We start from the raw sequence: 25,591 nt of genomic DNA, 5'->3' as shown, positions 1-25,591 counted from the left end.
TGGCCCGGGGAGGGGGACGGCGGTGCGGGACGACCTGCAGGAGCTGGTCGACGAGGTGTCGCGGCTGCTGGCCGCGCCGGCCACGCTCGAGGACGCCGAGTTCACCCTGCTCGCCTTCTGCGCGCACGACGACAGCCAGGACGGCGCGATGGACGCCGTCCGCACCCGCTCGATCCTGACCCGCGGTTCTCCCGCGCCCACCCGCGCGTGGTTCGAGGAGTTCGGCATCGCCTCCGCCGAGGGGCCGCTGCGCACGCCGGCCGACCCGGAGGCCGGGATCCTCACCCGCCTGGTGATCCCCGTCCGCCACGAGGGGCGCACCCGTGGCTACCTCTGGCTGCTGGACGGCGGGCGCATCGACCCGTCGGACCCGGGCGATCCGGCACTCGCGGCCGCGGTCGACCTCGCGGCGGACGCAGGGAAGCTGCTCGCCGAGCGGGCCGGGGGTGACGACCTCGGCCGGAGCCTGGCGGCTGCGCTCACGGGGAGCTCGACGGCCCGGGCGCAGGCCACGCGGGCCCTGGCCGGGACGCTCGACGACCGGCTGCCCCTCGTGCTCGTCGCGCTGGTGCCCGGCCCCGACGGCCTGCCCGACCGCTGGCGCCGGCCCGGCGCCGGGGCCGTCGCGGCGGTCCTCGACGACCCCTCCGGTCCCGTCGCCGCCGTGCTGGTCCCGCTGAGCCGGACCGGGGACCTCCGCCCGGCCGGCGCGCTCGCCGCCGCCTCCCTCGCCGGGCTGCCCCGCGGCAGCGCCGCAGGCGTCTCGCAGGCGCGCACCGGGGTGGGCGACCTCCCCGCGCAGTGGGCGGAGGCCCGGGCCGCCGCTCGCGTGGCCGCCGCCGTCCCGGACCTCTCCCCCGTCGCCCACTGGGCGGAGCTGGGCGCGTGGCGCCTCGTCACCGCCCTGCCGGGCCCCGACCCCGCCGTCGCCCCCCTGCTCGCTGATCCGGTCCTCGCCGGGACGGCGGAGGTCTTCCTCGACTGCGGCGGCAGCGCCTCCCGGGCGGCCACCGCCCTCCGGGTGCACCGGCAGACGCTGTACTACCGGCTCTCCCGCGTGGAGGCGGTCACCGGGCTGGACCTGGCCGACGGCGACGCCCGCCTGCTGCTGCACACCTCGCTGCGTGCCGCGCGTCTCACCGGGCGTCCCTGACCGACCCCGCGGGTCCGGCGCCGGTCGCCTACGCTCGTCGGGATGGCTGCGGACGGGGTGGCGCAGGCCGGGCACCGCAGCGGGGGCGAGGACGTCCTGCGCCGGCTGCGCACCGGCACCGCCGAGGAGCACGAGGACGTCGAGCGCACCCTGGACCTGCTCGACCCCGACCTGGCGCGGGACCGGCTCGCCGCGGTGCTCGAGCGCATGCACGGGTTCTGGCTGGCCGCCGAGGCCGGCCTCGACGCGTGGGCCGGCGCGCACCCGGGCGACGCTGCCGCCGTCGACTGGCCGCGCCGGCGCAGGGCGGCGCTGTTCGCCGGCGACCTGCGCTCCCTGGACGCGGCGCCCGCGGCCGCCGGTCCGTCGCTGCCTCCCCTGGCCGGCACGGACGAGGCCCTGGGCCGGCTCTACGTCCTGGAGGGCTCGACCCTCGGGGGCACCTTCATCGACCGCCACCTCGCCTCGCTCCCCCACCTGGCGGGCGTCCGCGTCCGCGCCTTCTCCCCCTACGGCGGCGAGACCGGTGCGATGTGGGCTGCCTTCCGTCGGGTGACCCGCGAGCGGGTCGCCGCCGGCGGCAGCCCGGGCACGATGGTCGACTCGGCACGCGCGACCTTCCGCGCCCTCGCGACCTGGTGCCGCCCGGTCGCTCCGGTGCCCGCGTGACCGACAGCGCCGTGACGGGGATCGACTTCCTCGCCCCGGGCACCCCGGTCGACCTCAGCAACTGCGAGCGCGAGCCGATCCACGTCCCCGGCAGCATCCAGCCGCGGGGCGTGCTGCTGGTGGTCAGCGACCCCGACCACGTCGTGCAGCAGGTGTCGGAGAACCTCGCCGACCTGACCGGCGTCGACTGGCGCGCCGCCCTGGGGCGCCCCCTCGCCGACGTGCTGGGCGTGGTGCCGGCGGGGGCGGTCCTGCGGTCGGCCAGCGCGTTCGGCGACCTCCGCGAGCGCAACCCGGTCGAGATCACCTTGGACGTCGACGGCGACCCCGTCCCGGTCGACGCGATCCTGCACCGCGTCGTCCTGCGCTCGGCCGCCGAGCAGCAGCCGGCGGGCGACCCCCCGCTGGCCGGACTGCTCGTCGAGCTGGAGCCGGCCCGCGGCCCGCGGCCGTTCTCCTTCCCGAACACCTACCAGGCGGTCCGGGGCACGATCGGCGAGCTCAACCGCGCGTCGTCGCTGCAGGAGCTGTACGACATCACGGCGCAGGCGGTGCGCACGCTCACCGGCTTCGACCGCGTGATGGTCTACCGCTACGACGCCGACTACAACGGCGAGGTCGTCGCCGAGGCCAAGTCGGAACCCCTCAACAGCTTTCTCGGACTGCACTACCCCGCCTCGGACATCCCCGCGCAGGCACGGGCGCTCTACGAGAAGAACTGGATCCGGCTGATCTCCGACGTCGGCTACGTGCCGTCGCCGCTGCTGCCGACCGACCACCCCGCCACGGGCCGGCCGCTGGACCTCACCCACGCCACGCTGCGCAGCGTTTCCCCGATCCACGTCGAGTACCTGAAGAACATGGGCGTCCAGGCGTCGATGTCGATCTCCCTGCTGCGCGACGACGAGCTGTGGGGCCTCATCGCCTGCCACCACTACAGCGGCCCGCACGCCCCGCCCTTCGCCACCCGCGCCGCCGCCGAGTTCCTCGGGTCCACGCTGTCGCTGCGCCTGGTGGACCGCGCCGAGGAGGACGAGGTCCGCCGCGCGCTGCAGGTCCGCTCCACCCTGGCCTGGCTGACCGCCGCCACCCTCGACGAGGCACGCCCGCTGGCCGAGACGCTGCTCGGCACGCCGAACCTGCTCGACCTCGTGCCGGCCGACGGCGTGGTCGTGCGGCTGCAGGGGCACACCACCGCCCTCGGTGCGGCGCTCCCCGCGGACGTCGCGGACGCCGTCGCCGCGTGGGCCGCCGGCCGGGACGACGACGTCGTGGCCACCGACTCCCTGCCGAACACCGCACCGGGTCTCGTGACGCCCGTCGAGGTGGCCTGCGGGGTGCTGGCGCTGCCGCTGCCCGAGGGCCAGCACCTCCTGTGGTTCCGCGGCGAGCAGGTCCACCACATCGACTGGGGCGGCGACCCGCACAACAAGGCGATCGCCGAGCGCGAGGGGGACGAGGTCCGGCTCAGCCCGCGGAAGTCCTTCGAGCGCTGGCGGCAGACGGTGCGCGACAGGTCGGACCCGTGGACGGCGACGCAGCTCGCCGTCGCCGCCGAGCTGCGCACCCACCTGCTCGAGGCGCTGTACGCCCGCTCCCGCCGGGTGGCGCAGGCGGCCGAGACCCTGCAGCGCAGCCTGCTCACGGACCCGCCGGCGCACGACCACCTGGAGCTCGCGGTGCGCTACGTGCCCGCGGCCCGCGAGTCGCAGGTCGGCGGCGACTGGTACGACGTGTTCCAGCAGCCGGACGGCTCGACCACCCTCGTGATCGGCGACGTCGTCGGCCACGACACCGCCGCGGCGGCCGGCATGGGCCAGCTGCGCGGGCTGCTCCGCGGCATCGCCTACGACAGCGCCGACGGGCCGGCCGCCGTGCTGTCGCGGCTCGACTCCGCGGTCGAGGGCCTGGGGCTGGGCACCATGGCCACCGTCCTCGTCGGCCGGGTCGAGGAGGCCGACGGCGCGACCCGGCTCCGCTGGGCGAGCGCCGGCCACCTGCCTCCGGTGCTGACCGGTCCGGACGGCCGGACGCAGCTGCTCACCGGAGGGCGCCCCGGCCTGCTGCTCGGCGTCGACCCGTCGACCACCCGCACCGAGCACGTCTCCCCGGTGGAGCCCGGCAGCACCCTCCTGCTCTACACCGACGGGCTGGTCGAGCGGCGGGACCAGGTCTTCGACGACGGCATCGAGCTGCTCGGCCGGGTGCTCACCGACCTGCGCGACCGGCCGGTCGAGCAGCTGTGCGACGAACTGCTCGACCGGCTGCTGCCCGAGCGCGCCGAGGACGACGTCGCGCTCGTGGCGGTGCGCCTGCGCGGGTAGGTCCCGGCTCAGCCGCCCACGTACACCGCGAGGTGCTCGCCGGTGAGCGTGGAACGGGCGGCGACCAGGTCGGCCGGCGTCCCCTCGAAGACGACCTCGCCACCCTGGTGCCCGGCGCCGGGCCCGATGTCGATGATCCAGTCGGCGTGCGCCATCACCGCCTGGTGGTGCTCGATGACGAGGACCGACTTGCCGGAGTCGACCAGCCGGTCGAGCAGGCCCAGCAGCTGCTCCACGTCGGCGAGGTGCAGACCGGTGGTCGGCTCGTCGAGGACGTAGACGTCGCCCTTCTCCGCCATCTGCGCGGCCAGCTTGAGCCGCTGCCGCTCGCCGCCGGAGAGCGTGGTCAGCGGCTGCCCGAGGGTCAGGTAGCCCAGGCCCACGTCGGCGAGCCGGTCGAGGATGGTGTGCGCCGCCGGTGTGCGCGCGTCGCCCGCACCGAAGAACTCCTCGGCCTCGGTCACCGACATGGCCAGCACCTCGGCGATGTTGCGGCCGCCGAACGTGTACTCCAGCACCGAGGCCTGGAACCGGCGACCCTCGCACTCCTCGCACGGCGACTCGACCGTCGCCATGACGCCGAGCTCGGTGTAGATGACCCCGGCCCCGTTGCAGGTGGGGCAGGCGCCCTCGGAGTTGGAGCTGAACAGCGCCGGCTTGACGCCGTTGGCCTTCGCGAACGCCTTGCGGATCGGCTCGAGCAGCCCGGTGTAGGTGGCCGGGTTGCTGCGCCGCGAGCCGCGGATCGCGCCCTGGTCGACGACGACGACGCCGTCCCGGGGTGCGACGGAGCCGTGGATCAGCGAGCTCTTCCCCGACCCGGCGACACCGGTGATGACGCAGAGGACCCCCAGCGGGATGTCGACGTCGACGTCGCGCAGGTTGTGCGTGCTCGCCCCGCGGACCTCGAGGGTGCCGGCCGGCGTGCGGACGTCCGGCTTGAGCGCCGCCCGGTAGCCGAGGTGGCGACCGGTGAGGGTGCCGCTCTCCCGGAGCCCCGCGAGCGTGCCCTCGTAGACCACCTCGCCGCCGGCGGTCCCGGCCAGGGGGCCGAGGTCGACGACGTGGTCGGCGATGGCGATCGTCTCGGGCTTGTGCTCGACGACGAGCACCGTGTTGCCCTTGTCCCGCAGCTGCAGGAGCAGGCCGTTCATCCGCTCGATGTCGTGCGGGTGCAGGCCGATCGTGGGCTCGTCGAAGACGTAGGTGACGTCGGTGAGCGAGGACCCGAGGTGGCGGATCATCTTGGTCCGCTGCGCCTCGCCACCGGACAGGGTGCCGGCCGGCCGGTCGAGCGAGAGGTAGCCCAGCCCGATCTGCTCGAAGGAGTCGAGCAGGTGCTGCAGGCCCGTCAGCAGCGGCGCGACCGACGGCTCGTCCAGCGCCCGCACCCAGCCGGCGAGGTCGCTGATCTGCATCTGGCACAGGTCGGCGATGTTCCTCCCCTCGATGCGCGAGGACCGCGCCTCGGGCGTAAGCCGGGTGCCCTCGCACTCCGGGCAGGTCTGGAAGGTGATCACGCGCTCGACGAAGCGCCGGATGTGCGGCTGCAGGGAGTCGACGTCCTTGGACAGCATGGACTTCTGGACCTTCGGGATCACGCCCTCGTACGTCAGGTTGATGCCCTCCACCTTGATCTTCGTGGGCTCCTCGTAGAGGAGGGTCTGCATCTCCTTCTTCGTGTACTTCCCGATCGGCTTGTCGAGGTCGAGGCCGATGCCCTGGAAGAGACGGCCGTACCAGCCCTCCATGCTGTAGCCGGGCACCATCAGGCCGCCCTCGTTCAGCGACTTCTCGGCGTCGTAGAGCGCCGTGAGGTCGAAGTCGGAGACCGACCCCATGCCCTCGCAGCGCGGGCACATGCCGCCCAGGTAGACGACGTCGCGCACCACGTTCTTCTCGACCCGGCCACCGGCCTTCTCGGTGCTCATCACCCCGCTCGCCTTGCGCGTCGGGACGTTGAACGAGAACGCGGTGGGCGGCCCGATGCGCGGCGTGCCGAGCCGGCTGAACAGGATGCGCAGCATCGCGTTCGCGTCGGTCGCCGTGCCGACCGTGGAGCGCGGGTTGGCGCCCATCCGCTCCTGGTCGACGATGATCGCCGTCGTCAGGCCCTCGAGCAGGTCGACCTCCGGCCGCGACAGGCTCGGCATGAAGCCCTGGACGAAGGCGCTGTAGGTCTCGTTGATCAGCCGCTGCGACTCCGCGGCGATCGTGTCGAAGACGAGCGAGCTCTTGCCCGACCCCGAGACACCGGTGAACACGGTCAGCCGGCGCTTGGGGATCTCGACGCTGACGTCCTTGAGGTTGTTCACCCGTGCGCCCAGCACCCGGATCAGGTCGTGGCTGTCGGCGGTGTGCTCCGCGGAGGTGCCGGTCGTCGTGGCCGTGCTCATGTGTCTCCCTCGGTACGGGGGTCGGGTCCGCTGCCTGCTAGGACGCCCGGGGGCCGCTCAACTGATCTGCTGGATGCGGATCATGTTGCCCGCGGGGTCGCGGAAGGCGCAGTCGCGGACGCCGTACGGCTGGTCGGTCGGCTCCTGCACGACATCGGCGCCGCTGGCCTCCAGCGCCGCGAAGGTGCCGGCGAGGTCCCGGGACGCCAGGTTGACCCCGAAGTAGCTGCCCTTCGCGATCAGCTCGAGGAGCGTGCGCTTCTCGTCGTCGGTCAGGCCGGGGGTGGCGGTCGGCGGGTGCAGGACGATGTTGGTGTCGGGCTGGCCGGGCGGGCCCACGGTGATCCAGCGCATCCCGTCGTAGCCGACGTCGAGGCGGACCTCGAACCCGAGGGCGTCGCGGAAGAAGGCCAGGGAGGCGTCGGGGTCGGTGTGCGGGAGGAAGCTCGAGTGGATGGTGACGTCGGGGGTCTGCATGGCCCTCACGCTAGGGACGGCGCCGACGCCGGAGCTTCTCGATTCCTGACCGGTCTGGTCACCTGCTTGGCCACGCAGGAGGGCATCCCCGCCGTCGCACCTGCCTGCTGCCGCCGGTAGACGCTGGGTGGGACACCGACCAGCTCGGTGAAGCGGGTGCTGAACGTGCCCAGCGACGAGCAGCCCACGGCGAAGCACACCTCCGTGACGCTGAGGTCGCCGCGGCGGAGCAGCGCCATGGCGCGCTCGATGCGCCGCGTCATGAGGTAGGCGTAGGGCGATTCCCCGAACGCGGCGCGGAACTCGCGGCTGAGGTGGCCCGACGACATGTGCGCGCCGCGCGCGAGCGCCTCCACGTCGAGCGGCTGCGCGTACTCGCGGTCGATCCGGTCGCGGACCCGGCGCAGGCGCACGAGGTCGCGCAGGCGCTGCTCCTCGGCGGATGCGCTCGTCACCCGGCGATCGTGCCACGTCCTACCGGTCCCACCGGCCCTCGTCGGGCGCGGTGGACCGGTCGTTCACCCGTCCAGGTCGGGGGCGGTGAACGTGGGGGTCAGCCCGTCGTCCGGCGGGCCGCCCCGGGCAGGCAGCGGCGCCTCGTCCTCGGCCGCGCGCACCATCGGGAGGGACTCCTCCACCGAGGGCTGCCCGAGATCGCGGGCATCGCGCTCGAGCGCCGCGAGCAGCCGCTCCTCGTCGGGAGCGAGGTCGCCGGGGCCCAGGTGGCCGCCCGGTTCCCCCGCATCGGACCCCGACGCCATGCCGCTGTCGGGGTCGGTGCCGTTCGGTCCGGCCATGCTCATGGGGTTCTCCTCTGCCGGGCTCAGCGGGGGAAGTTCGGCTCCAGCCGGGGCACGATCTGCATCTCGGGCACGAAGCTCGACGGGTGCAGCAGGAGCAGGGTCCGGACCATCTCCGCCACCGCCGACGGCGGCATCATCAGGTGGGACGGGATCCCCCACTGCTCCATCATGGGGGTGTCCATGGCGGCGGGGATCACCGCCTGCACCCGGCACGGGAACGGTCGCTCGGAACCGTCCGGCAGGGTGACCGCCTTCTCGCGCAGCTCCCGCTGGATGCACCGGGTGGCGTTGAGGAAACCCGCCTTCGAGCCGTTGTAGGCGATGGCGCCGCTGCCGGAGGTGATCGCCGACAGGGACACGATGTGCACCACGTCCGCGGTGCGCCCCTCCGGCAGGTGCTGGACGCGCTTCATGAACTCGCTGGTCAGGAAGACCGGCCCCTCGAAGTTGACCGCCTGGACCCGCCGGTAGTCGTCGAGGTCGATGTCGGTGACGTACCCGGGCCGGTCGATGCCGGCCACGTTCACCAGGACGTCGAAGGCGTCGCCGTGCCGGTCGAAGAGCTGGGCCACCACGTCCCGCCGGCTGACGTCGTCGGTCACGTCGAGCGGGACGACCTCGGCCGATCCCCCGGCCTCGGTGACCCGGGAGCGGGTCTCCTCGCTGCCCGCCGCGTCGATGTCGGCCACCACGACGTGCGCCCCCGCCTCGGCCAGCGCCACCGCCGTGGCACGCCCGAGCCCGCTGGCGCCGCCGGTGACCAGTGCGACCCGGCCCTTCAGGGCACCGCTGTCGTCCATCGACCCTCCGTCCGTGATCCTGCTCGTCACGGACAGCCTTCCCGAAGACGCGGCCGGGCGCAGGTCGGCGGCGTCGGTCAGACGACCGTCGCGCTGGCGGCCGCCCGGGTGCCGCGGAGCCGCTGCGCCGGGGTCGCCCAGACGTCGGCCAGCGTGACCGTGCTCAGCCCGCGTTCGGCGATCAGCGCCAGCAGGTCGCCGTACAGGGTCGTCACCGTGGCGTGGTTGGCGTGGCCGACGACGATGCGCTGGGCGGTGAACCACGTCCGGGCGGCGTCCATGAGCTCGGCCGGGGTCAGCACCCGCGAGTCCTCGAGCGTGCCGTCCCACATCACGACGGTGGGGTGCCCCTGGTCGGCGGCGATCCGGTCGATGCGCTCGTCGCGCGCCCCGTACGGCGGTCGGAAGAACGGGCTGTCGCGGACGCCGAAGACGTCACGCAGGAAGTCGCGGTTGCGGCCGATCTCCTCGCCCACGGCACGGTCGTCCAGCGTGGTGAGGTCGGGGTGGGACCAGGTGTGGTTGCCGAGCGCGATCTGGCCGGAGTCGACGAGGGGTCGCAGCGCCGCCGCGTTCTCCTCCCACGACCGGTAGCAGCCGTTCGGGAAGAAGGTCAGCCGCGTCCCGCTGTCGGCGGCGAACGCGGCGAAGGCGGCGACCACCTCGGTGCTGGTGCCGTCGTCGACGGTGAGGGCGAGCGAGGTGCCGCCGCCCGGCAGGCCGTGCACCACCCCGGTGGGCGGGAGGAGCGGCGGAGGCGGTGCGGGCGCCTCGACGGCGGCGGCCGAGGCCGCCAGGGGTGGCGCCTCGCGGGGGCGCGGTCGGGGGTCGTCGCGGGTCACGCCGTGGCCCACCGCGGCGCCGGCCAGGCCGGCCGCCAGGGCGAGGAGGAACCTCCGGCGTTCCATGCGGCGGACGGTAGTGAGCCGCCCGGGCGTGTCCCGGAAGCGACTCGGCCGACGCGCCGGACCACTTCGCCCCGCGAGCGGCCGCATCCACCGGGTGACCGCCCGCCCGACTGACCGCTCCGGACCCGTCGCATGCCGTCTGCAGCCGCCGTCTCACCCCTGCGGGGGGTGAGCGGCTGTAGCGGTTCTAGAAAGTTTCAGTACCCCGCGCTCCGTGCCGAAGGGATGACGCACATGGAAGTACGGATGTCACCAAGGAGGTGTACGGAATGCGCAGCACTGTGCAGGGCTCCCCGCCGGACGCGCCGGATTACGGCGTGACCTGGGGCGGCGTCCCATTGCAGGCGAAGCGGGCGATGACTGTCGCCGTTGCCACGCTCGTGGCGGCAGGGCTCTTCGGCCCCGCCACCGCGTCCGCGGCGTCGCTCTCGTCGTCGGCCGACCAGGTGTCGGTCATCGTGCGCGAGGCTGCCGGTTCGGGGAACGCTCCCGAGCGGGCGGTGGCCGCGTACGGGGGCTCGATCACGCGTGAGCTCGGGATCATCGGCGGCTTCACCGCCGACGTCCCCGTCGACCGGATCGACGCGCTCCGCGGCGTCGCGGGCGTCGAGTCGGTCAGCGAGAACGCGTCGCTGACCCTCAACGGCCTGACCGGCGGCACCCTGGGCGGCCTGTTCTCGGCGGTCACCCAGGCCGCCACGACCGTCACCCAGCCGGTGACGGACGTCGTCGAGCCGGTCGTCGAGAACACGACGACGACGGTTGCGGGCACCACGGCTGCCGTGGCCAGGACCGTCAACGAGGTCGTCGCGGGCCAGGCCGGCCAGACCGGTTCGCTCTACACGATCGCCAACGACGTCACCGGCGCCTCGGCGATGTGGGACGCCGGCTACACCGGCGCGGGCGTGGACGTGGCCGTCATCGACTCGGGCGCCGTCCCCGTCGACGGTTTCACCGCCTCCGGCAAGCTCGTGTACGGCCCTGACCTGTCCTTCGAGGTCGGGACCCCGCTGGAGAACCTGGACACGAACGGTCACGGCACGCACATGGCCGGCATCATCGCCGGCCGTGACGACGCCGCGAGCGCTCCGTACTCCGGTGACTCGGGCAACTACGTCGGCATGGCGCCGGACGCCCGCATCGTCAGCATCAAGGTCGCTGACGCCCTGGGGCACACCGACGTCTCGCAGGCGATCGCGGCCATCGACTGGGTCACCGAGCACGGTGACGACGAGGGTCTGAACGTGCGCGTGGTGAACATGTCGTTCGGCACCGACGGCGTCCAGAGCTACCAGCTCGACCCGCTCGCCTACGCCGCCGAGCAGGCCTGGCACAAGGGCATCGTGGTCGTCGTCGCCGTCGGCAACGAGGGCTTCGGCACCGGGAAGGTCAACAACCCGGCCACCGACCCCTACGTCATCGCCGTCGGTAGTGCCGCCACCAACGGCACGGCGGACACCGCCGACGACACCGTCTCCGCGTTCTCGAACGACGGTGACGGCACCCGCAACCCCGACGTGGTCGCCCCCGGCGAGCGCGTCGTGAGCCTCCGCAGCCCGAACTCCTTCCTGGACCAGTCGGCGCCGAGTGCTCGCATCGGGGAGAAGCTGTTCCGCGGTAGCGGCACCTCCCAGGCGGCGGCAGTCGTCTCGGGCGCCGCGGCGCTGCTGATCAGCCAGCGTCCGGAGATCACGCCGGACGAGGTCAAGGCGCTGCTCATGGGGACGGCCAACACCATCCCCGGCGCCACGGCCGCTCGCCAGGGTGCGGGTCTGATCGACCTGGCCGAGGCGCTGAACACCCCCACGCCGGTGAACGCCGTGCAGACGCACGCGCGCTCGACCGGTGCGGGCTCCCTGGACGCCGCCCGTGGGTCGGTGGTCGTGGAGGTCGACGGCGAGGCCGTCACCGGTGAGGTCGACGTGACCGGTCAGGCCATCGAGGAGTCGACCGCCGAGTCGCTCGCCGAGGGCGTCACCGAGATCACCGAGGAGGCCGCCGCGGAGACGGTCGAGGCCATCTCCGAGCTGCCCGCCCAGGAGCAGGCCGAGGTGATCGAGGACCTGCCGCCCGCGCAGCAGGCCGAGGTCGCCGAGCAGGCCGAGCTCACTGGCGTCAGCTGGTCGGGCGTGTCCTGGTCCGGCGTCAGCTGGTCCGGCGTCAGCTGGTCCGGCGTCAGCTGGAGCGGTGTCTCCTGGTCCGGCGTCAGCTGGAGCGGCGTGAGCTGGTCCGGCGTGAGCTGGAGCGGCGTGTCCTGGTCCGGCGTCAGCTGGTCCGGTGTGTCCTGGTCCGGTGTCAGCTGGAGCGGTGTCTCCTGGTCCGGCGTGAGCTGGTCCGGGGTCAGCTGGTCCGGCGCGGACTGGTCCTAAGAGGGAGGTGACGACGATGACGAACGACGTTCCTGAGACCAAGGCCGGCGCGAACCGGCTCACTGTTCCCCAGCGGATCATGCTGCTCACGGGCGTGCTGGCCGCGGTCGCGGTGGCGTTGTTCGTCATCGTCGTCCACCCGCTCGCCGGAGCGTCCACGGCTCTGCCCCTGCCGTGGGTGGTCTGGGCGGTCGCCTTCGCCGTGAGCGAGGCGTTCCCCGTGCACGTCCAGGTCAAGCGGGACGCGCACACCTTCTCCGTCAGCGACCTGGTGATGGCTGCCGGCCTCGTGCTGACCACCCCGGGCGACCTCGTCGTCGCCCAGGTGGTGGGCGTCGCGGCGGCCCTCGCCCTGCACCGCCGTCAGCGCGGGCTCAAGCTCGCCTTCAACACCGCCCTGTTCGCCCTCACCGGCTCGGTGGCGACGACGGTCTACGCGCTCCTGTGCTCGCCGCTCACCCCGGGCTGGTACTGGCTGGCGGCGCTGGTCGCCATCGTCGGTGCCACCCTGGTCGGCAACGCGAGCATCTTCGCGGTCATGAGCGTCTCCGAGGGCCGCGTCGACCCGGGCAACTTCCTGGCGATGTGCACCCTCACGGTGCCGGCCGCCCTCGCCTCCGCCGCGATCGGGCTGCTCGTCGCCCGCACCGCCGTTGCCGACCCCGCCGCGCTGGCCCTGCTGGCGCTGCCCACCATCCTGATCATCGCCTCGTACCGCGCCTACACCGGCGCCCGCGAGCAGCAGGAGAACCTGCGCCTGCTGCACGAGGTCACCTCGCTGCTGCACGCCGGCGACACCCAGGAGGCGCTCGGCGACTTCCTGGACTCCGTCCGCTCGGCCTTCCGCGCCGAGATGGCCGAACTGGTGCTGCTCGGCCCGGCCGGGCGCGACGGCGCGACGGTGAGCCGCAGCCGCGAGGGTGCCGACCCCGTCGTCATGGCTCCGCTGGAGAACCCGGAGGACCACCACCGCCTGCTGCGCCTGGCGACCTCGTCCGGCGCCCTCACCACCCGCACGGGCACCGGCCCCGGCGCGGCGCTCGACAGCTACGCCGCCGAGCGCGGCCTCAAGGATGCCGTCGCCGCCGCGCTGCGCACCGAGGACCGCGTGCACGGGCTGCTGCTGGTCGGTGGCCGCATCGGTGACGTCACCACGTTCACCTCGCGCGACCTCGCGCTGCTGGACACCTTCGCCCGGCACGTCGCCACCTCGCTCGAGCGCGGCCGCCTGGAGGAGAACCTCCGCCAGGTCACCGACCTCAAGGAGCAGCTGCGTCACCAGGCGCTGCACGACCCGCTGACCGGGCTGCCCAACCGCACCCTGTTCCTGGACCGCGTGCGGCACGCCGTCGACACCGCCGGCCGCAGCGGCGTCCACCCCGCCGTGCTCTACCTCGACCTCGACGGTTTCAAGCCGGTCAACGACACGTTCGGCCACGAGGCCGGCGACGTGCTCCTCCGGGCGGTCGCCGACCGCCTCCGCGGGTGCCTGCGCCCGGCCGACACCGCCGCCCGCCTGGGTGGTGACGAGTTCGTCGTCCTGCTCAACGGGCCGATCGACCGCTTCGGTGTCGCCCGCGTCATCGAGCGCATCCGCGCCCAGCTCGACGTCCCCGTCGTGCTCGGCGACGACGTCGTCGCGACGGTCGGCGCCAGCATCGGTGTCGCCCTGGGCGACGACGTCCCGGACGCCGACACGCTGGTCCGGCACGCCGACATCGCGATGTACACGGCCAAGCGCTCCGCGGGCAACGACTTCGTCGTCTACGAGCCCGGCCTGGGCAACACCACGTCGACGCGCAAGGACGTCGCGGCCGAGCTGGCCCAGGGCATCGCCAACGGCGAGCTGCGGACCGTCTACCAGCCGCTCATCGACATGCGCACCGGCCGCCCCATCGGCGCCGAGGCCCTCGTCCGGTGGCAGCACCCCGTCGACGGGCTGCGCACTCCCGACCAGTTCATCGGGCTGGCGGAGGAGAGCGGCCTGATCACCAAGATCGGGGAGCTCGTCCTCAACGACGCCTGCACGCAGGCCGCCCGCTGGGTGGCCGAGTCGCCCGACCAGGACGACCTCCTGGTGACGGTGAACCTGTCGGCTCGGCAGGTCGCCGACGACCAGATCGTCGAGCAGGTCCGCGAGGCGCTGGCGAGCTCGGGGCTGGAGCCGCACCGCCTCGTCCTGGAGATCACCGAGACGGTCCTCATGCAGGACCGCGACGCCGCGGCCGCCACCCTGTGGCTGCTCAAGGGCCTCGGCGTCCGGATCGCGATCGACGACTTCGGCACCGGCTACTCGTCGCTGGCCTACCTGCGCCGCTTCCCGATCGACATGCTCAAGGTGGCCCGCGAGTTCGTCGACGGCCTCGGCCGCGACGCGCACGACGACGTCATCACCCGCGCGATCGTGGAGCTGGCCGGCACCCTCGGCCTGCTCACCGTGGCCGAGGGCATCGAGACCACGCAGCAGTCGGAGACCGTCGCGGCGCTCGGGTGCGACATCGCCCAGGGCTACCTGTTCTCCCGGCCGATCGAGGCGGAGGCGGTCAGCGCCGTCATGTCCGCGTCGCAGGTCTCCGAGGCCATCCAGCCCCGGGCCGTCGACAGCGACTGGGACGAGCCGGCCGGGGAGCTGGCGCCGGCCTGACCGGCTCAGGCGGCGGGCACCAGCCCGGCCTCCTCGATCAGGCGCGCCTGCTCGCGGCACCACGGGGACCAGGCGTCGCCCTCGCTCTCCTGGCGGCGGCGGAACCCGGCCCAGTCCAGCAGCTCCCACTCCTCCACCTCGGAGGCGTCGGGCTCGGGCGACCCGGTGAACCGGCCCAGGTAGACCGGGCAGATCTCGTTCTCCACCACGCCCCGGAACTCGGCGCGGTAGCGGTAGCCGGGCAGGGCGGGGCGGATGTCGGCGACGCCGAGGCCGAGCTCGAAGCGGGCGCGCCGGGCGATCGCCGAGGCGTCGTCCTCACCGGGGCCCGGGTGGCCGCAGACGGTGTTGGTCCACATGCCGGGGAAGGTGGCCTTGTCCACCGCCCGGCGGGTGATCAGCAGGCGGCCGGCGTCGTCGAAGAGGTAGGCCGAGAAGGCGCGGTGCAGCGGGGTCTCCCCGTGGTGCACCAGGCGCTTGGGCATCGTGCCGACGGACCGCCCGTCGTCGTCGACGAGAACGATGAGCTCCTGGGCGGTGGTCGTCACGGATCCATCGTCCCCGACGCGCGGCCGCCGCGCCGCGCCCGCGTCCCGATCAGGCGTCGTAGTCGACGGTGACGGCGTCCGAGACGGGCAGGGACTGGCAGGTGAGCACGTAACCGGCGGCCACCTCGTCGGGTTCGAGGGCGTAGTTGCGCCGCATCCGCACCTCCCCTCCGGTCACCCGCGCCCGGCACGTGCCGCAGACGCCGCCCTTGCAGGCGAACGGGAGGTCGCCCCGCACCCGCTGGGCCGCGTCCAGCAGCGGGACGTCGCGGGGCAGGGTGAGCGGCGTCGCACGGCCGTCGAGGACGACGGTCACCTCGCTGGCGGGTCCGGTCACCGCGGCGGCGTCGCCCCGGACGGGTTCGGGCGGCACGTCGTCGACGTAGAACAGCTCCTGGTGCACCCGCTCCCGCGGCACGCCGAGACCGTCCAGCAGCGCGCGGGCGTCGGTGACCAGCCCGTGCGGTCCGCACAGCCACCAGTGGTCGACCCGCTCGGTGTCGACCAGCGCGCCGACGAGCCGCCGCAGCCGCTCCCCCTCCAGCCGACCGCTGGTCACGTCGGCGTCGCGGGCCTCGCGGGACAGCACGTGCAGCAGCGTGAAGCGGGGACCGTGCCGGTCCTTCAGGTCGGCCAGCTCGTCGGCGAACATCACCGTGTCCGCCCGGCGGTTGCCGTACAGCAGGGTGACCGTCGACCTGCCGTCGGCGAGCGCCGTGGACGCCAGGGAGAGCGCCGGCGTGATGCCGGAACCGGCGACCACGAAGACGTGGTCGGCCGGGACCGCCAGGTCGGTCGTGAACCGCCCCGACGGCGGCAGCACCTCCACCTCGTCGCCGGGACGCACCGCGTGCACCAGCCAGGAGGAGAACAGCCCGCCGGGCACCTCGCGGACGCCGATGCGCAGGGCCGCCCCCGCGGGCGCGCAGATCGAGTAGTCCCGGCGCTCGTCGCGCCCGCCGTCGGTGCGCCGAAGCGTGAGCGACTGTCCCGGCCGGAAGGCGAACTCCGCGGCCAGCTCCTCCGGGACGTCGAAGGTGACCGCCGCGGCGTCGTCGGTCAGCCGGTCCACGCGGGCGACGGTCAGCCGGTGGAACGTGCGCCGCCGGGTCAGCACGGGCGCGGCCGTCACTAGATCTCCTTCACGTGCTCGAAGGGCTCCTGGCACTGCCGGCAGCGGCGCAGGGCGGTGCAGGCGGTGGCGCCGAACTCGCTGACCTCCTCGGTGTCCGGCGACCCGCACAGCGGGCACGCCGCCGTCCGGCGCGGCCGGTCGAGGTCCAGGTCCAGGGGGACGGGTCCGGGCGTGCGGGCGGGGGCGGCACCCGGGGGCGCGATGCCCGCCTCGGCGAGCTTCCGGCGGCCCTCGGCCGAGATCCAGTCCGTGCTCCACGCCGGCGAGAGCACCGTCCGGACGTCGACCTGCTCGAAACCGGCGTCGTGCAGCGCGTGCAGGAGGTCGGCGCGCATCACGCCCATCGCCGGGCAGCCCGAGTAGGTCGGGGTGATCTCGACGACCACCGTGCCGTCGTCCCCCGTGCGCACGTCCCGGAGGACGCCGAGGTCTGCGAGGGTCAGCACCGGCAGCTCCGGGTCGACGACGGCCTCGGCGACCGGGCGCGGGTCGACCCGCACGTCCCCGCGCCGGCCGGGCTGCCGCAGCGTCCGCCCGCTCACCACGTCGCCCCCGGGTGCGCGCGGGACAGGCCCTGGAGCCCCGCGAGGAGCACGGCCAGCTCGGGCCCGTGCGCGCCGACGCGCCCGCGGGGCGGGACGTCGCCCGGCCACGGCGGAACGGCGAGCGTGGCCCGCTCCAGCACCTGGGTCAGGACGCCGCGGACCTCGTCGCGCAGATCGGTCGGGTCCACCCCCACCCGCTCCCCCGCCAGCCGGCGCTCGACGTCGGTGGGCGTGAAGAGGTCCGCGGTGAGCGGCCAGACGGCGTCGGCGCCCGCCTGCGCGCGCCGGTGCGACTCCGCCGTCCCGTCACCGAGCCGCAGCACCCAGCGCGCGGCGTGGTCGCGGTGGTAGGTCAGCTCGGGGACGGCCTTGGCGGCGACCGCGGCCAGCACCGGGTCGCGCGACCCGCGCAGCCGGGCGGCCAGGGCGAGGCGCCACGTCGAGGCCACGAGCAGGCGGACGACGGTGTGCCCGAAGTCCCCGTCCGGTGCGGCGACCAGGCCCGCGCAGCGGAACTCGTCGGCGTCGCGGAAGTAGGCCAGCGCGTCCTCGTCCGGGACCGTCGCGCCCGCGCGCTCCCGCGACCGGCCGAGCACCCCGCACGACCCGGCGCGGGAGAGGAGCAGCCGCGCCTGCCCGAGCAGGTCGAGGGCGATGTTGGCCAGCGCCACCTCCTCCTCGAGCTCGGGGGCGCGGGTGATCCACCCGGTGAGGCGCTGGCTGAGCACGAGCGCGTCGTCGCCGAGCATGAGGCAGTAGGCGCCGAGGTCGGCCGGGTCGGCGCCGGCGGGCAGAGCGGTGTCGACGCCGGCGAGCGGGTCGTCGAAGCCCGTGCCGAACGCCCAGCGCGCCTCGTCGCCGTGGGCGGCGGTCAGCGCGTCGTACACGGTCTCCAGGTGACCCATGGCGCGACGCTCCTTGTCTGACTGACGAGAGGCCGGAAGGCCCCCTTCCAGGGGCCCGCCGCCGAGGTACGAGGTGGTGGGGAGGAAGGGGGTCCTATATGTGCGGGACGTCGTCGGGGATGTCGTAGAAGGTCGGGTGCCGGTAGACCTTGTCGCCACTGGGGGCGAACATCGGGTCCTTCTCGTCCGGGCTGGACGCCGTGATGTCGGCCGAGCGGACCACCCAGATGCTCACGCCCTCGTTGCGGCGCGTGTACAGGTCGCGCGCGGCGTGCACCGCCATCTCGTCGTCCGGAGCGTGCAGCGAGCCGACGTGCACGTGGTTGAGCCCGCGCTTGCCCCGGACGAACACCTCGTACAGCGGCCAGTCGCGGCGGGCCACCGACGGCTGGGGCTGCACGGGGACCCCGGTCAGCGGAACGGCGCCGTGGCCGCCCTCGGCGGTGAGGTCGCTGCTCACGCGTGCTTCTCGGCGTACGCGGTGGCCGCCTCGGTCACCCACGCGTTGTCGTCCCGCGCCGCCCGCCGGCGGGCGATCCGCACCCGGTTCATCGGCCCCTCACCGCTGATCACCTTCCTGAACTCCGCCCAGTCGATCGCGCCGAAGCGGTGCTGCCCGGCGTCGGCGTCCCAGGAGAGCTCCGGGTCGGGCAGCGTGACGCCGAGGAACTCCGCCTGCGGCACCGTCATGTCGACGAACCGCTGGCGCAGCTCGTCGTTGGTGTGCCGCTTGACCCCCCACGCCATCGACTGCGCGGTGTTGGGGCTGTCGGCGTCCGGCGGGCCGAACATCATGAGCGAGGGCCACCACCACCGGTCGACGGCGTCCTGGACCATCGCCCGCTGCTCGTCGGTGCCGCGCATCATCGTCAGCAGCAGCTCGTAGCCCTGCCGCTGGTGGAACGACTCCTCCTTGCAGATGCGGATCATCGCGCGGGCGTAGGGCCCGTAGCTCGACCGGCACAGCGGCACCTGGTTGCAGATGGCCGCGCCGTCGACCAGCCAGCCGATGACGCCGACGTCGGCGTAGGACAGGGTCGGGTAGTTGAAGATGGAGCTGTACTTCTGCCGGCCCTCGATGAGCTTGTCGGTGAGGTCGGCGCGGTCGGCGCCGAGCGTCTCGGCGGCCGAGTAGAGGTAGAGCCCGTGCCCGGCCTCGTCCTGCACCTTGGCCAGCAGGATCGCCTTGCGCCGGAGGCTCGGCGCCGACAGCAGCCAGTCGCCCTCGGGCTGCATCCCGATGATCTCGGAGTGGGCGTGCTGGGCGATCTGGCGGATGAGCGTCCGGCGGTACCCCTCGGGCATCCAGTCCCGCGGCTCGATCCGGTGGTCGGCCGCGATCGTGGCCTCGAAGTCGCGCTCGAGGTCGGGCGCGGGGGGCGAATCGACCGTCACACACCCTCCTCGTCGAATAACTGACCATCCGGTCGGTAAAGTCTACCGCGTCATGAGACCTGAGTCACAGCAGCCGACCGCCGGTGTCGTGCGCCGCGGCCGCCCCGGCCACTCGCTCGACTCGCTGCTGGCCGTCGCGGTCGCCGTCTTCAACGAGCGGGGCTTCGAGGCGACCAGCATGGACGAGCTGGCCGGCCGGCTCGGCGTCACCAAGTCGGCGATCTACCACCACGTGCCGCGCAAGGACGAGCTGCTCCGCCTGGCGCTGGACCGCGCGCTGGACGGGTTGTTCGCCGTCACCCGGGAGCCGGGGGCCCGTGCGGGCCGGGCGATCGACCGGCTCGAGCACGTCGTCCGCGGATCGGTCGGGGTGCTCACCGCCGAACTGCCGTTCGTGACCCTCCTGCTGCGCGTGCGCGGGAACTCCGATGTCGAGGTGGCCGCCCTCCAGCGCCGCCGCGAGTTCGACCGGATCGTCACCGGCCTGGTGAGCGCCGCAGCCGCGGAGGGCACCGTCCGCGCCGACGTGCCCGCGGGCGTCGTCGCTCGCCTCCTCTTCGGCACGGTGAACTCCCTGACCGAGTGGTACCGCCCCGATGGGCCGCTCACCCGGGAGCAGCTCGCCGACGCCGTCGTCGCGACCGCCTTCTCCGGGTTGCGCACCCCCTGATGCATGGACCGGTGACCCGGCGGGGCACTGTCGCGTCGTGGACAGCTTCCGCCGCGACGGCCTGACCTTCGACGTCATCGACGCCGGTCCCTCCGACGGGGAGCCGGTCGTCCTCCTGCACGGGTTCCCGCAGGACTGCACGGCCTGGGACGGGGTCGCACCGGCGCTGCACCAGCACGGGCTGCGCACGCTCGCCCCGGACCAGCGCGGCTACTCCCCCATGGCCCGGCCGCGCACCCGGAAGCACTACGCGCTCCGGGAGACGACGAAGGACGTGCTCGCCCTGCTCGACGCGGCCGGCCTCGAGCGCGCGCACGTCGTCGGCCACGACTGGGGCGGCATCGCCGCGTGGGCCCTGGGCGCGTGGCACCCCGACCGCGTCCGGACGCTGACCGCGCTGTCGGTACCGCACCCAGCCGCGATGGCGAAGGCGATGGTCACCAGCGACCAGGCGCTGCGCTCGTACTACATGGCGCTGTTCCAGCTGCCCCTGCTGCCGGAGCGGCTGCTGCTGGCCGGCAAGGGCGCGGCCCTGCGACGGGTGCTGAGGCGGGGCGGGCTGCCCGACGACGCGGTCGACCGCTACGTCGCCCGGATGCGCGAGCCCGGGGCGCTGTCCTCCGCGCTGGGCTGGTACCGCGCACTCCCCTGGAGCGGTCGCGATCCGGTGGGCAGGGTGCGGGTCCCCACCCTGCACCTGTGGAGCACCGGGGACGCGTTCCTGGGCCGTGCCGCGACCGAGGCGACCGAGCAGTTCGTGGACGCCCCGTACCGCCTCGAGGTGCTCGACGGCGTGACGCACTGGATCCCCGAACTGGCGCCGGAGCGCGTGGCCGAGCTGGTCACCGCGCACGTCCGCGCCGCCTGAGGACGCACCGGTGACCGCGACCGGGACCGAGCTCCCCCGGGCCGAGCGGCTCGACCGGCTGCCCTTCACCCGGGAGCACGGCCGCCTGGTCGTCGGGTCCGGGCTCGGCTGGGCGCTGGACGCCATGGACGTCGGGCTCATCTCCTTCGTCATGGCCGCGCTCGCCGTGCAGTGGGACCTGTCGGCGACCCAGCTGTCCTGGATCGCCTCCATCGGTTTCGCCGGGATGGCGCTGGGCGCCACGCTCGGCGGCCTGCTCGCCGACAGGTTCGGCCGGCGGCAGGTCTTCGCGCTCACCCTGCTGGTCTTCGGCCTGGCGACGGGGGCGGCCGCTCTCGCCTGGTCGGTCGGCGCGCTCCTGGTCTTCCGCTTCCTGATCGGCCTCGGGCTGGGCGCGGAGCTGCCGGTGGCCTCGACCCTGGTGAGCGAGTTCGCCCCCGCGCGGGTGCGCGGGCGGGTCGTCGTGCTGCTGGAGGCGTTCTGGGCCGTCGGCTGGACCCTCTCGGCGCTGATCGGGTACTTCGTCGTCCCGGGCAGCGACGACGGCTGGCGGTGGGCACTGGCGATCGGCGCGCTGCCGGCCCTCTACGCCGCGTTCGTCCGGCGCGGGCTGCCCGAGTCGGTGCGCTTCCTGGAGGCCCGGGGCCGGGTCGACGAGGCCGAGGCGGCGGTCCGGCGCTTCGAGCGGGCGGCGAGCGTCGAGCCGGTCCCGTCCCCGCAGCCGGTCCGGGTCCCCTCCCTTGGTCCGGCGGCCCTGTGGGCAGCGGGCGCGCGGCTGCGGACGGCGGCGCTCTGGGTGGTCTGGTTCAGCATCAACTTCGCCTACTACGGCGCGTTCATCTGGCTCCCGACGCTCCTCGTGGCCGACGGGTTCTCGCTCGTCCGCTCCTTCGGCTTCACCCTGGTCATCACCCTCGCCCAGCTGCCCGGCTACGCGGTGGCCGCCCTCCTCATCGAGACCTGGGGACGGCGGGCGACGTTGGCCACCTTCCTCGCCGGCTCGGCGATGGGTGCCGGGCTGTTCGCCGCCGCCGACGGCGAGACGGCCGTCCTGCTCACCGGGATGGCGCTGTCGTTCTTCAACCTCGGCGCGTGGGGCGCCCTCTACGCGGTGACCCCGGAGGTCTACCCGACGGTCCTGCGGGCCACCGGTGCCGGTGCCGCCGCGGGCTTCGGCCGGCTGGCCTCGATCGCCGCACCCCTCTGCGTGCCGCCGCTGCTCGACGCCGGCGGCACCGGGCTCGTCTTCGGCACCTTCGCGGCGTTCTTCGTCCTGGGCGGGCTGGCCACGTGGTGGCTGCCCGAACGCCGCGGCCGGTCGCTGGACGACACCACACCGGAAGGCCTGTCGCGGGGCCCGGGAGCGGAGCACAGTCAGGGGGCATGACCCTCGACCCGGTCGCCACCAACCCCGACCACTACCGCGTCGTCTTCGAGAACGAGCGGGTACGCGTCCTCGAGTACACCGACGGGCCCGGCGACCGGACGACGCCGCACGCGCACCCCGACAGCGTCATGCACACCCTGAGCGCGTTCCGGCGGCGGCTGCACGCAGGAGAGGCCCACCGGGACGTCGAGATGCCCGCCGGCCTGACCGGGTGGCTCCCGGCGCAGGAGCACAGCGGCGAGAACATCGGCGACACCCCGACCCACGTGCTGTTCGTGGAGCTGAAGGAGGGCGCCGGCGCCGCCCCGGGCGCCTCCCTGGGGCCCGACCGACCGGCAGCACCGCGCACGTGAGCGCCCCCGGCGAACTACCCCGCGAGATCGGCCGCCCCGCGACGGCCGCGCTGACCGAGGCCGGCTACACCACCCTCCGCTCTCTCGACGGCGTACCGGCACGCGACCTGCTCGCCATGCACGGCGTGGGCCCCAAGGCCGTCGCCGTCCTCCGAACGGCCCTGGCCGACCACGGGCTCTCGCTGGGATAGATGCAAAGAAACCTTTGCAAAGAGGTCTTTGCGATCTACCGTCGTCGGCATGGCCGACATCCCTCCCGGTAGGGCGATCGACGTCCACGACCCGCGGGCCCTGCGCGCGCTCGCCCACCCGCTGCGCATGAGCCTCCTCGCGGCGCTGCGCAGCGACGGGCCGTCCACCGCCAGCCGGCTCGCCGAGCGCCTGGGCGAGAGCAGCGGCGCGACCAGCTACCACCTGCGCCAGCTGGCCGGCTTCGGCTTCGTCGAGGAGGTGCCGGACGAGGGCACCGGCCGGGAGCGGTGGTGGCGCGCCCTGCACCGCAGCACGCGCTGGGACTCCGAGGAGGTGCTCGACCAGCCCGGCGGACGCGAGCTCTTCGACGAGCTGACCGACCGGCTGGTCGCGCACCAGCGGCGGATGCTCGCCGCCTTCGCCGCCGAGCGCGACTCGACCGACGACGACTGGCGCACCGCCGCGTCGCTCAACGACTGGGCGCTGCGGCTCTCCCCCGGCCGCGCCCGGGAGCTGATCGGCGAGCTGAACGCCGTCGTCCAGCGGTGGCGCGACGAGGAGGAGGAACCGGACCAGCCGCTCGTGCACGTGCTGCTGGACCTCTTCACGCTGAAGGACTACCCCCTGTGAACGGGGTCCTGACGCCGGAGCAGGCCCGCCGCCGGTTCGTCGGGCTCACCGCGCTGCGGTGGCTGCCCGTGGGCGTCGCCGTCCCGGTCTCGGTCCTGCTGGCGACCGAGCGGGGGCTCTCGCCGGCCGACATCGGCGTCACCGTCGCGATCTACGGAGCGGTGACCCTGCTGCTCGAGCTGCCCACCGGCGGGCTCGCCGACGCCATCGGCCACCGGCCGGTGCTGGCGCTCTCCGGCCTGTTCACCACGGCCGGGCTGCTCACGATGGCCGTCGCCGACAGCATGCTGGTGTTCTCGATCGCCTGGGCGCTCAAGGGGGTCGCGCGGGCACTCGACTCGGGCCCGCTCGAGGCCTGGTTCGTCGACACCGTGCACCGGGGGGACCCGGACGCGGAGATCACCACGGGGCTGTCGCGGGCGGCCGCCGCGGACGCGGCGGGCCTCACCGTCGGCGCGGTCCTCGGCGGGGTGCTGCCGCTGCTGGTGGAGCGGGACGGGGCGGCAGCGCTCGCCGTGCCGCTGCTGCTCGCGGCGGGTTTCGCGGTCGTCCACGTCGTGGCGGTGCTGCTGTTGGTCGTCCCGGTCCACGGGGGCCACGGGTCGGGGGCCGCGGCGCTGCGCGGCGGCCTCCGCGACGTCCCCGTGGTCGTCACGGCGACGGTGCGGCTGGTCCTCCACGAGCGGCTGCTGCGGCTGCTGCTGGCGGTGTCCCTCCTCGTCGGGCTCGTCCTCACCTCCCTGGAACTCCTCGGGCCGCTGCACTTCGCCGAGCTCTCCGGATCGGCCGAGGTGGGCTCCGCGGTCTTCGGCATCGTCACCGCGGTGTCGTTCGCCGCGGCCTCGGTGGGCTCGCTGCTCGCCCCGGCCCTGGGCCGCGCCGCCGGCGGCTCGGTGGTGCTGGTCAGCGCGGGGACCTCCGTGCTGGCCGCAGGCGCGATCGCGGCGGTGGCCCTGGCGCCCGGGGTGGTGGTCGCGGCGGTCGCCTACTCGGTCTTCTACCTGCTGAACGCGTCGGCCTGGCCGCTGCGCAAGCAGCTCATGCACGACCAGACGACGTCGGCGCAGCGCTCCACCACCGTCTCGGCGTCGTCGCTGGCGCTCATGGTCGGCGGCCTGCTGGGCAACCTGCTGCTCCCCCGGCTCGCCGACAGCTCCGGGCTGCCCGCGGGGCTGCTCGCCGGGGCCGCCGGGATGCTGCTGCTGGCCGTGGTGTCTCTCGGGCTCCGGGCCGACCGCCGCGGCGCGGGGTCGGAGGCGGCGGTCAGCCGGGTTGCGCGCGACCCGATCGGGTAGCGCCAGCCCATGCCCGAACTCTCCCCCGGCCACCTGGACGGCCTGACGGTCGCCGTCACCGGCGCCACCGGCAACGTCGGCACCGCCCTGCTCCGGCGCCTGACCGCACCCGGCTCCGGCGTGGCGGAGGTCCGCGGCCTGGCCCGCCGCCGGCCGCCGGACATCGCGCCCTACGCCGGGGTGCGGTGGCACCTGACCGACCTCGGGGAGGAGGCGAGCCTGGAGGAGCTCCCCGGTTTCCTGGACGGCGCCGACGCCGTGGTGCACCTCGCGTGGGCGCTGCAGCCGGGACGCCGGCCCGACGTCCTGCGCCGCGTCAACGTCGAGGGTACCGAGCGGGTGGCACGCGCCGCCGCCGCAGCAGGGGTCGCCCAGTTCGTGCACATGTCCTCGATCGGCGCCTACACCGGCGGAGCCGTGGGGCAGCGGGTCACCGAGGACTGGCCGACGACCGGCGTGCAGAGCTCCCAGTACAGCCGCGACAAGTCCGAGGCCGAGCGGGTCGTCCGCGAGGTCCTGGGCCGCCAGCCGACCACCCTGACCGTCGTCCGGCCGACCCTGGTGCTGCAGCCGGAGGCGGGCAGCGAGATCGGCCGCTACTTCCTCGGCCCGCTGCTGTTCGGGGCGGCGCGCGCCGTGCCCGGTGCCGTGGCGCGGCTGCTGCCCCTCCCCCTGCCGGCCCTCGCCGTCTCGTTCGTGCACGCGGACGACGTGGCGGACGCCCTCGTGCGCATGCTCGACCGCCGGGCTCCGGGACCGTTCAACCTGGCCGCCGAGCCGGTCCTGGACCCCGACGGGATCGCCCGGGCCCTCGGCACGGTGCGCGTGCCCGTCCCGGCGCGCGTGCTGCGGGCCGGCCTGCACGCGGCCTTCGCCGCGCACCTGGTGCCCACGGAACCGGGGTGGCTCGACCTGGGGACGCAGCTGCCCGCGCAGGACACGACCCGGGCCCGCCGGCTCCTCGACTGGGTGCCCACCCACCGGAGCGACGAGGTGCTCACCCAGTTCGTCGCCGCGCTCGGACGGGGCGACGGCGCACCGGGCGACCTCCTGGGACCCGCCGGCGGCCGGACCCTCGACCCGTCCGGCGACCCGGCGAACACACCGGACGGGCGCGCGGACTGA

Annotated in this window: 25 protein-coding genes; 13 read left to right on the top strand and 12 right to left on the bottom strand. The window is 74.3% G+C overall.

Translation table 11 applies throughout. The features are described from left to right. Nucleotides 1-22: 22 nt before the first annotated feature. From DCS98_RS10195 to DCS98_RS10185, 3 genes are read left to right on the top strand one after another with little or no spacing between them, the layout of a single operon-like run. On the top strand, nucleotides 23-1,153 hold the full coding sequence (locus DCS98_RS10195) for a PucR family transcriptional regulator (protein ID WP_116451261.1): 1,131 nt from the start codon (nucleotides 23-25) through the stop codon (nucleotides 1,151-1,153). Between the two features lie 42 nt (nucleotides 1,154-1,195). Further along, entirely contained in the window at nucleotides 1,196-1,822 is a 627-nt protein-coding gene (locus DCS98_RS10190) for a biliverdin-producing heme oxygenase (RefSeq protein WP_116451260.1), read from the top strand. After that, nucleotides 1,819-4,146 carry a SpoIIE family protein phosphatase gene (locus DCS98_RS10185; protein WP_241037526.1) on the top strand — a complete coding sequence of 776 codons (2,328 nt, stop codon included), beginning with the start codon at nucleotides 1,819-1,821 and terminating at the stop codon, nucleotides 4,144-4,146. The genes DCS98_RS10190 and DCS98_RS10185 overlap by 4 nt, the downstream gene beginning before the upstream one ends. Before the next feature lie 8 nt (nucleotides 4,147-4,154). Here DCS98_RS10185 and DCS98_RS10180 read toward each other — a convergent pair whose 3' ends face one another. The 6 genes from DCS98_RS10180 to DCS98_RS10155 form a co-directional block, all read right to left on the bottom strand. After that, complete coding sequence (locus tag DCS98_RS10180) at nucleotides 4,155-6,542, bottom strand: ATP-binding cassette domain-containing protein (protein WP_116451259.1); 2,388 nt, start codon at nucleotides 6,540-6,542, stop codon at nucleotides 4,155-4,157. A gap of 57 nt (nucleotides 6,543-6,599) precedes the next feature. Beyond that, nucleotides 6,600-7,019: a VOC family protein gene (locus DCS98_RS10175; RefSeq protein ID WP_116451527.1), complete on the bottom strand. Its 420-nt coding sequence runs from the start codon at nucleotides 7,017-7,019 to the stop codon at nucleotides 6,600-6,602. A 5-nt stretch (nucleotides 7,020-7,024) separates the two neighbouring features. Next, a complete protein-coding gene (locus DCS98_RS10170; protein WP_116451258.1) occupies nucleotides 7,025-7,474 on the bottom strand; it encodes a helix-turn-helix transcriptional regulator in 450 nt (149 codons plus the stop codon). A 63-nt stretch (nucleotides 7,475-7,537) separates the two neighbouring features. Further along, nucleotides 7,538-7,822, bottom strand: a complete 285-nt coding sequence (locus DCS98_RS10165; RefSeq protein WP_241037523.1) for a hypothetical protein — start codon at nucleotides 7,820-7,822, stop codon at nucleotides 7,538-7,540. 20 nt (nucleotides 7,823-7,842) lie between these two features. Then, nucleotides 7,843-8,622, bottom strand: coding sequence for an SDR family NAD(P)-dependent oxidoreductase (locus DCS98_RS10160; protein ID WP_116451257.1), 780 nt, complete (start codon nucleotides 8,620-8,622; stop codon nucleotides 7,843-7,845). A gap of 77 nt (nucleotides 8,623-8,699) precedes the next feature. Beyond that, the gene (locus DCS98_RS10155; RefSeq protein ID WP_116451256.1) at nucleotides 8,700-9,530 is read right to left on the bottom strand and encodes a polysaccharide deacetylase family protein; all 831 of its coding nucleotides are present in this window, start codon (nucleotides 9,528-9,530) and stop codon (nucleotides 8,700-8,702) included. Nucleotides 9,531-9,799: 269 nt separating this feature from the next. On the opposite strand from DCS98_RS10155, the gene DCS98_RS10150 reads away from it, so the two are divergent. After that, nucleotides 9,800-11,899 carry a S8 family serine peptidase gene (locus tag DCS98_RS10150; RefSeq protein WP_164704493.1) on the top strand — a complete coding sequence of 700 codons (2,100 nt, stop codon included), beginning with the start codon at nucleotides 9,800-9,802 and terminating at the stop codon, nucleotides 11,897-11,899. Nucleotides 11,900-11,915: 16 nt separating this feature from the next. Beyond that, entirely contained in the window at nucleotides 11,916-14,543 is a 2,628-nt protein-coding gene (locus DCS98_RS10145) for a putative bifunctional diguanylate cyclase/phosphodiesterase (RefSeq protein ID WP_116451254.1), read from the top strand. Nucleotides 14,544-14,548: 5 nt separating this feature from the next. Here the strand turns inward: DCS98_RS10145 and idi are convergent, their stop codons facing one another. The 6 genes from idi to paaA form a co-directional block, all read right to left on the bottom strand. Then, nucleotides 14,549-15,091, bottom strand: coding sequence for an isopentenyl-diphosphate Delta-isomerase (gene idi, locus DCS98_RS10140; RefSeq protein ID WP_116451253.1), 543 nt, complete (start codon nucleotides 15,089-15,091; stop codon nucleotides 14,549-14,551). 49 nt (nucleotides 15,092-15,140) lie between these two features. After that, a complete protein-coding gene (paaE, locus tag DCS98_RS10135; protein WP_241037520.1) occupies nucleotides 15,141-16,223 on the bottom strand; it encodes a 1,2-phenylacetyl-CoA epoxidase subunit PaaE in 1,083 nt (360 codons plus the stop codon). Then, nucleotides 16,223-16,768, bottom strand: coding sequence for a 1,2-phenylacetyl-CoA epoxidase subunit PaaD (gene paaD / locus DCS98_RS10130; protein WP_241037518.1), 546 nt, complete (start codon nucleotides 16,766-16,768; stop codon nucleotides 16,223-16,225). Before paaD ends, paaE begins: the two co-directional genes overlap by 1 nt. After that, nucleotides 16,765-17,676: a 1,2-phenylacetyl-CoA epoxidase subunit PaaC gene (gene paaC, locus DCS98_RS10125; RefSeq protein WP_116451252.1), complete on the bottom strand. Its 912-nt coding sequence runs from the start codon at nucleotides 17,674-17,676 to the stop codon at nucleotides 16,765-16,767. Before paaC ends, paaD begins: the two co-directional genes overlap by 4 nt. 94 nt (nucleotides 17,677-17,770) lie before the next feature. Further along, on the bottom strand, nucleotides 17,771-18,136 hold the full coding sequence (gene paaB / locus DCS98_RS10120; RefSeq protein WP_116451251.1) for a 1,2-phenylacetyl-CoA epoxidase subunit PaaB: 366 nt from the start codon (nucleotides 18,134-18,136) through the stop codon (nucleotides 17,771-17,773). After that, nucleotides 18,133-19,071, bottom strand: coding sequence for a 1,2-phenylacetyl-CoA epoxidase subunit PaaA (gene paaA, locus DCS98_RS10115; RefSeq protein ID WP_116451250.1), 939 nt, complete (start codon nucleotides 19,069-19,071; stop codon nucleotides 18,133-18,135). Before paaA ends, paaB begins: the two co-directional genes overlap by 4 nt. A 52-nt stretch (nucleotides 19,072-19,123) precedes the next feature. Between paaA and DCS98_RS10110 the strand changes: the two genes are divergently transcribed. From DCS98_RS10110 to DCS98_RS10075, 8 genes are read left to right on the top strand one after another with little or no spacing between them, the layout of a single operon-like run. Continuing rightward, on the top strand, nucleotides 19,124-19,741 hold the full coding sequence (locus DCS98_RS10110) for a TetR/AcrR family transcriptional regulator (protein ID WP_116451249.1): 618 nt from the start codon (nucleotides 19,124-19,126) through the stop codon (nucleotides 19,739-19,741). Between the two features lie 37 nt (nucleotides 19,742-19,778). Continuing rightward, entirely contained in the window at nucleotides 19,779-20,609 is an 831-nt protein-coding gene (locus DCS98_RS10105) for an alpha/beta fold hydrolase (RefSeq protein WP_206340181.1), read from the top strand. Nucleotides 20,610-20,619: 10 nt separating this feature from the next. Next, entirely contained in the window at nucleotides 20,620-21,996 is a 1,377-nt protein-coding gene (locus DCS98_RS10100; protein WP_116451247.1) for an MFS transporter, read from the top strand. Next, on the top strand, nucleotides 21,993-22,349 hold the full coding sequence (locus DCS98_RS10095) for a cupin domain-containing protein (protein ID WP_116451246.1): 357 nt from the start codon (nucleotides 21,993-21,995) through the stop codon (nucleotides 22,347-22,349). The genes DCS98_RS10100 and DCS98_RS10095 overlap by 4 nt, the downstream gene beginning before the upstream one ends. Next, nucleotides 22,346-22,540 carry a helix-hairpin-helix domain-containing protein gene (locus DCS98_RS10090; protein ID WP_116451245.1) on the top strand — a complete coding sequence of 65 codons (195 nt, stop codon included), beginning with the start codon at nucleotides 22,346-22,348 and terminating at the stop codon, nucleotides 22,538-22,540. Before DCS98_RS10095 ends, DCS98_RS10090 begins: the two co-directional genes overlap by 4 nt. Before the next feature lie 49 nt (nucleotides 22,541-22,589). Further along, entirely contained in the window at nucleotides 22,590-23,171 is a 582-nt protein-coding gene (locus tag DCS98_RS10085; protein ID WP_116451244.1) for a helix-turn-helix domain-containing protein, read from the top strand. Then, on the top strand, nucleotides 23,168-24,466 hold the full coding sequence (locus DCS98_RS10080; RefSeq protein WP_164704492.1) for an MFS transporter: 1,299 nt from the start codon (nucleotides 23,168-23,170) through the stop codon (nucleotides 24,464-24,466). Before DCS98_RS10085 ends, DCS98_RS10080 begins: the two co-directional genes overlap by 4 nt. A gap of 9 nt (nucleotides 24,467-24,475) precedes the next feature. Beyond that, nucleotides 24,476-25,591 (top strand): NAD-dependent epimerase/dehydratase family protein, encoded by a 1,116-nt coding sequence (locus tag DCS98_RS10075; protein ID WP_116451242.1) that lies wholly within the window; start codon nucleotides 24,476-24,478, stop codon nucleotides 25,589-25,591.

The sequence above is a fragment of the Blastococcus litoris genome (assembly GCF_003075095.1).
In the GTDB taxonomy this organism is placed as follows: domain Bacteria; phylum Actinomycetota; class Actinomycetes; order Mycobacteriales; family Geodermatophilaceae; genus Blastococcus_B; species Blastococcus_B litoris.
The sequence above is the reverse complement of the archived record's forward strand: the minus strand, read 5'-3'. Positions and strand labels throughout refer to the sequence as shown.

What these genes read in the sequence shown, in the direction of transcription:
- DCS98_RS10075 (WP_116451242.1), top strand. Translation starts at nt 24,476, where the DNA reads ATGCCCGAACTCTCCCCCGGCCACCTGGACGGCCTGACGGTCGCCGTC.
- DCS98_RS10190 (WP_116451260.1), top strand. Translation starts at nt 1,196, where the DNA reads ATGGCTGCGGACGGGGTGGCGCAGGCCGGGCACCGCAGCGGGGGCGAG.
- DCS98_RS10110 (WP_116451249.1), top strand. Translation starts at nt 19,124, where the DNA reads ATGAGACCTGAGTCACAGCAGCCGACCGCCGGTGTCGTGCGCCGCGGC.
- DCS98_RS10150 (WP_164704493.1), top strand. Translation starts at nt 9,800, where the DNA reads ATGCGCAGCACTGTGCAGGGCTCCCCGCCGGACGCGCCGGATTACGGC.
- paaC (WP_116451252.1), bottom strand. Translation starts at nt 17,676, where the DNA reads ATGGGTCACCTGGAGACCGTGTACGACGCGCTGACCGCCGCCCACGGC.
- DCS98_RS10095 (WP_116451246.1), top strand. Translation starts at nt 21,993, where the DNA reads ATGACCCTCGACCCGGTCGCCACCAACCCCGACCACTACCGCGTCGTC.
- DCS98_RS10085 (WP_116451244.1), top strand. Translation starts at nt 22,590, where the DNA reads ATGGCCGACATCCCTCCCGGTAGGGCGATCGACGTCCACGACCCGCGG.
- DCS98_RS10160 (WP_116451257.1), bottom strand. Translation starts at nt 8,622, where the DNA reads ATGGACGACAGCGGTGCCCTGAAGGGCCGGGTCGCACTGGTCACCGGC.
- DCS98_RS10180 (WP_116451259.1), bottom strand. Translation starts at nt 6,542, where the DNA reads ATGAGCACGGCCACGACGACCGGCACCTCCGCGGAGCACACCGCCGAC.
- DCS98_RS10145 (WP_116451254.1), top strand. Translation starts at nt 11,916, where the DNA reads ATGACGAACGACGTTCCTGAGACCAAGGCCGGCGCGAACCGGCTCACT.
- DCS98_RS10175 (WP_116451527.1), bottom strand. Translation starts at nt 7,019, where the DNA reads ATGCAGACCCCCGACGTCACCATCCACTCGAGCTTCCTCCCGCACACC.
- DCS98_RS10165 (WP_241037523.1), bottom strand. Translation starts at nt 7,822, where the DNA reads ATGAGCATGGCCGGACCGAACGGCACCGACCCCGACAGCGGCATGGCG.
- DCS98_RS10155 (WP_116451256.1), bottom strand. Translation starts at nt 9,530, where the DNA reads ATGGAACGCCGGAGGTTCCTCCTCGCCCTGGCGGCCGGCCTGGCCGGC.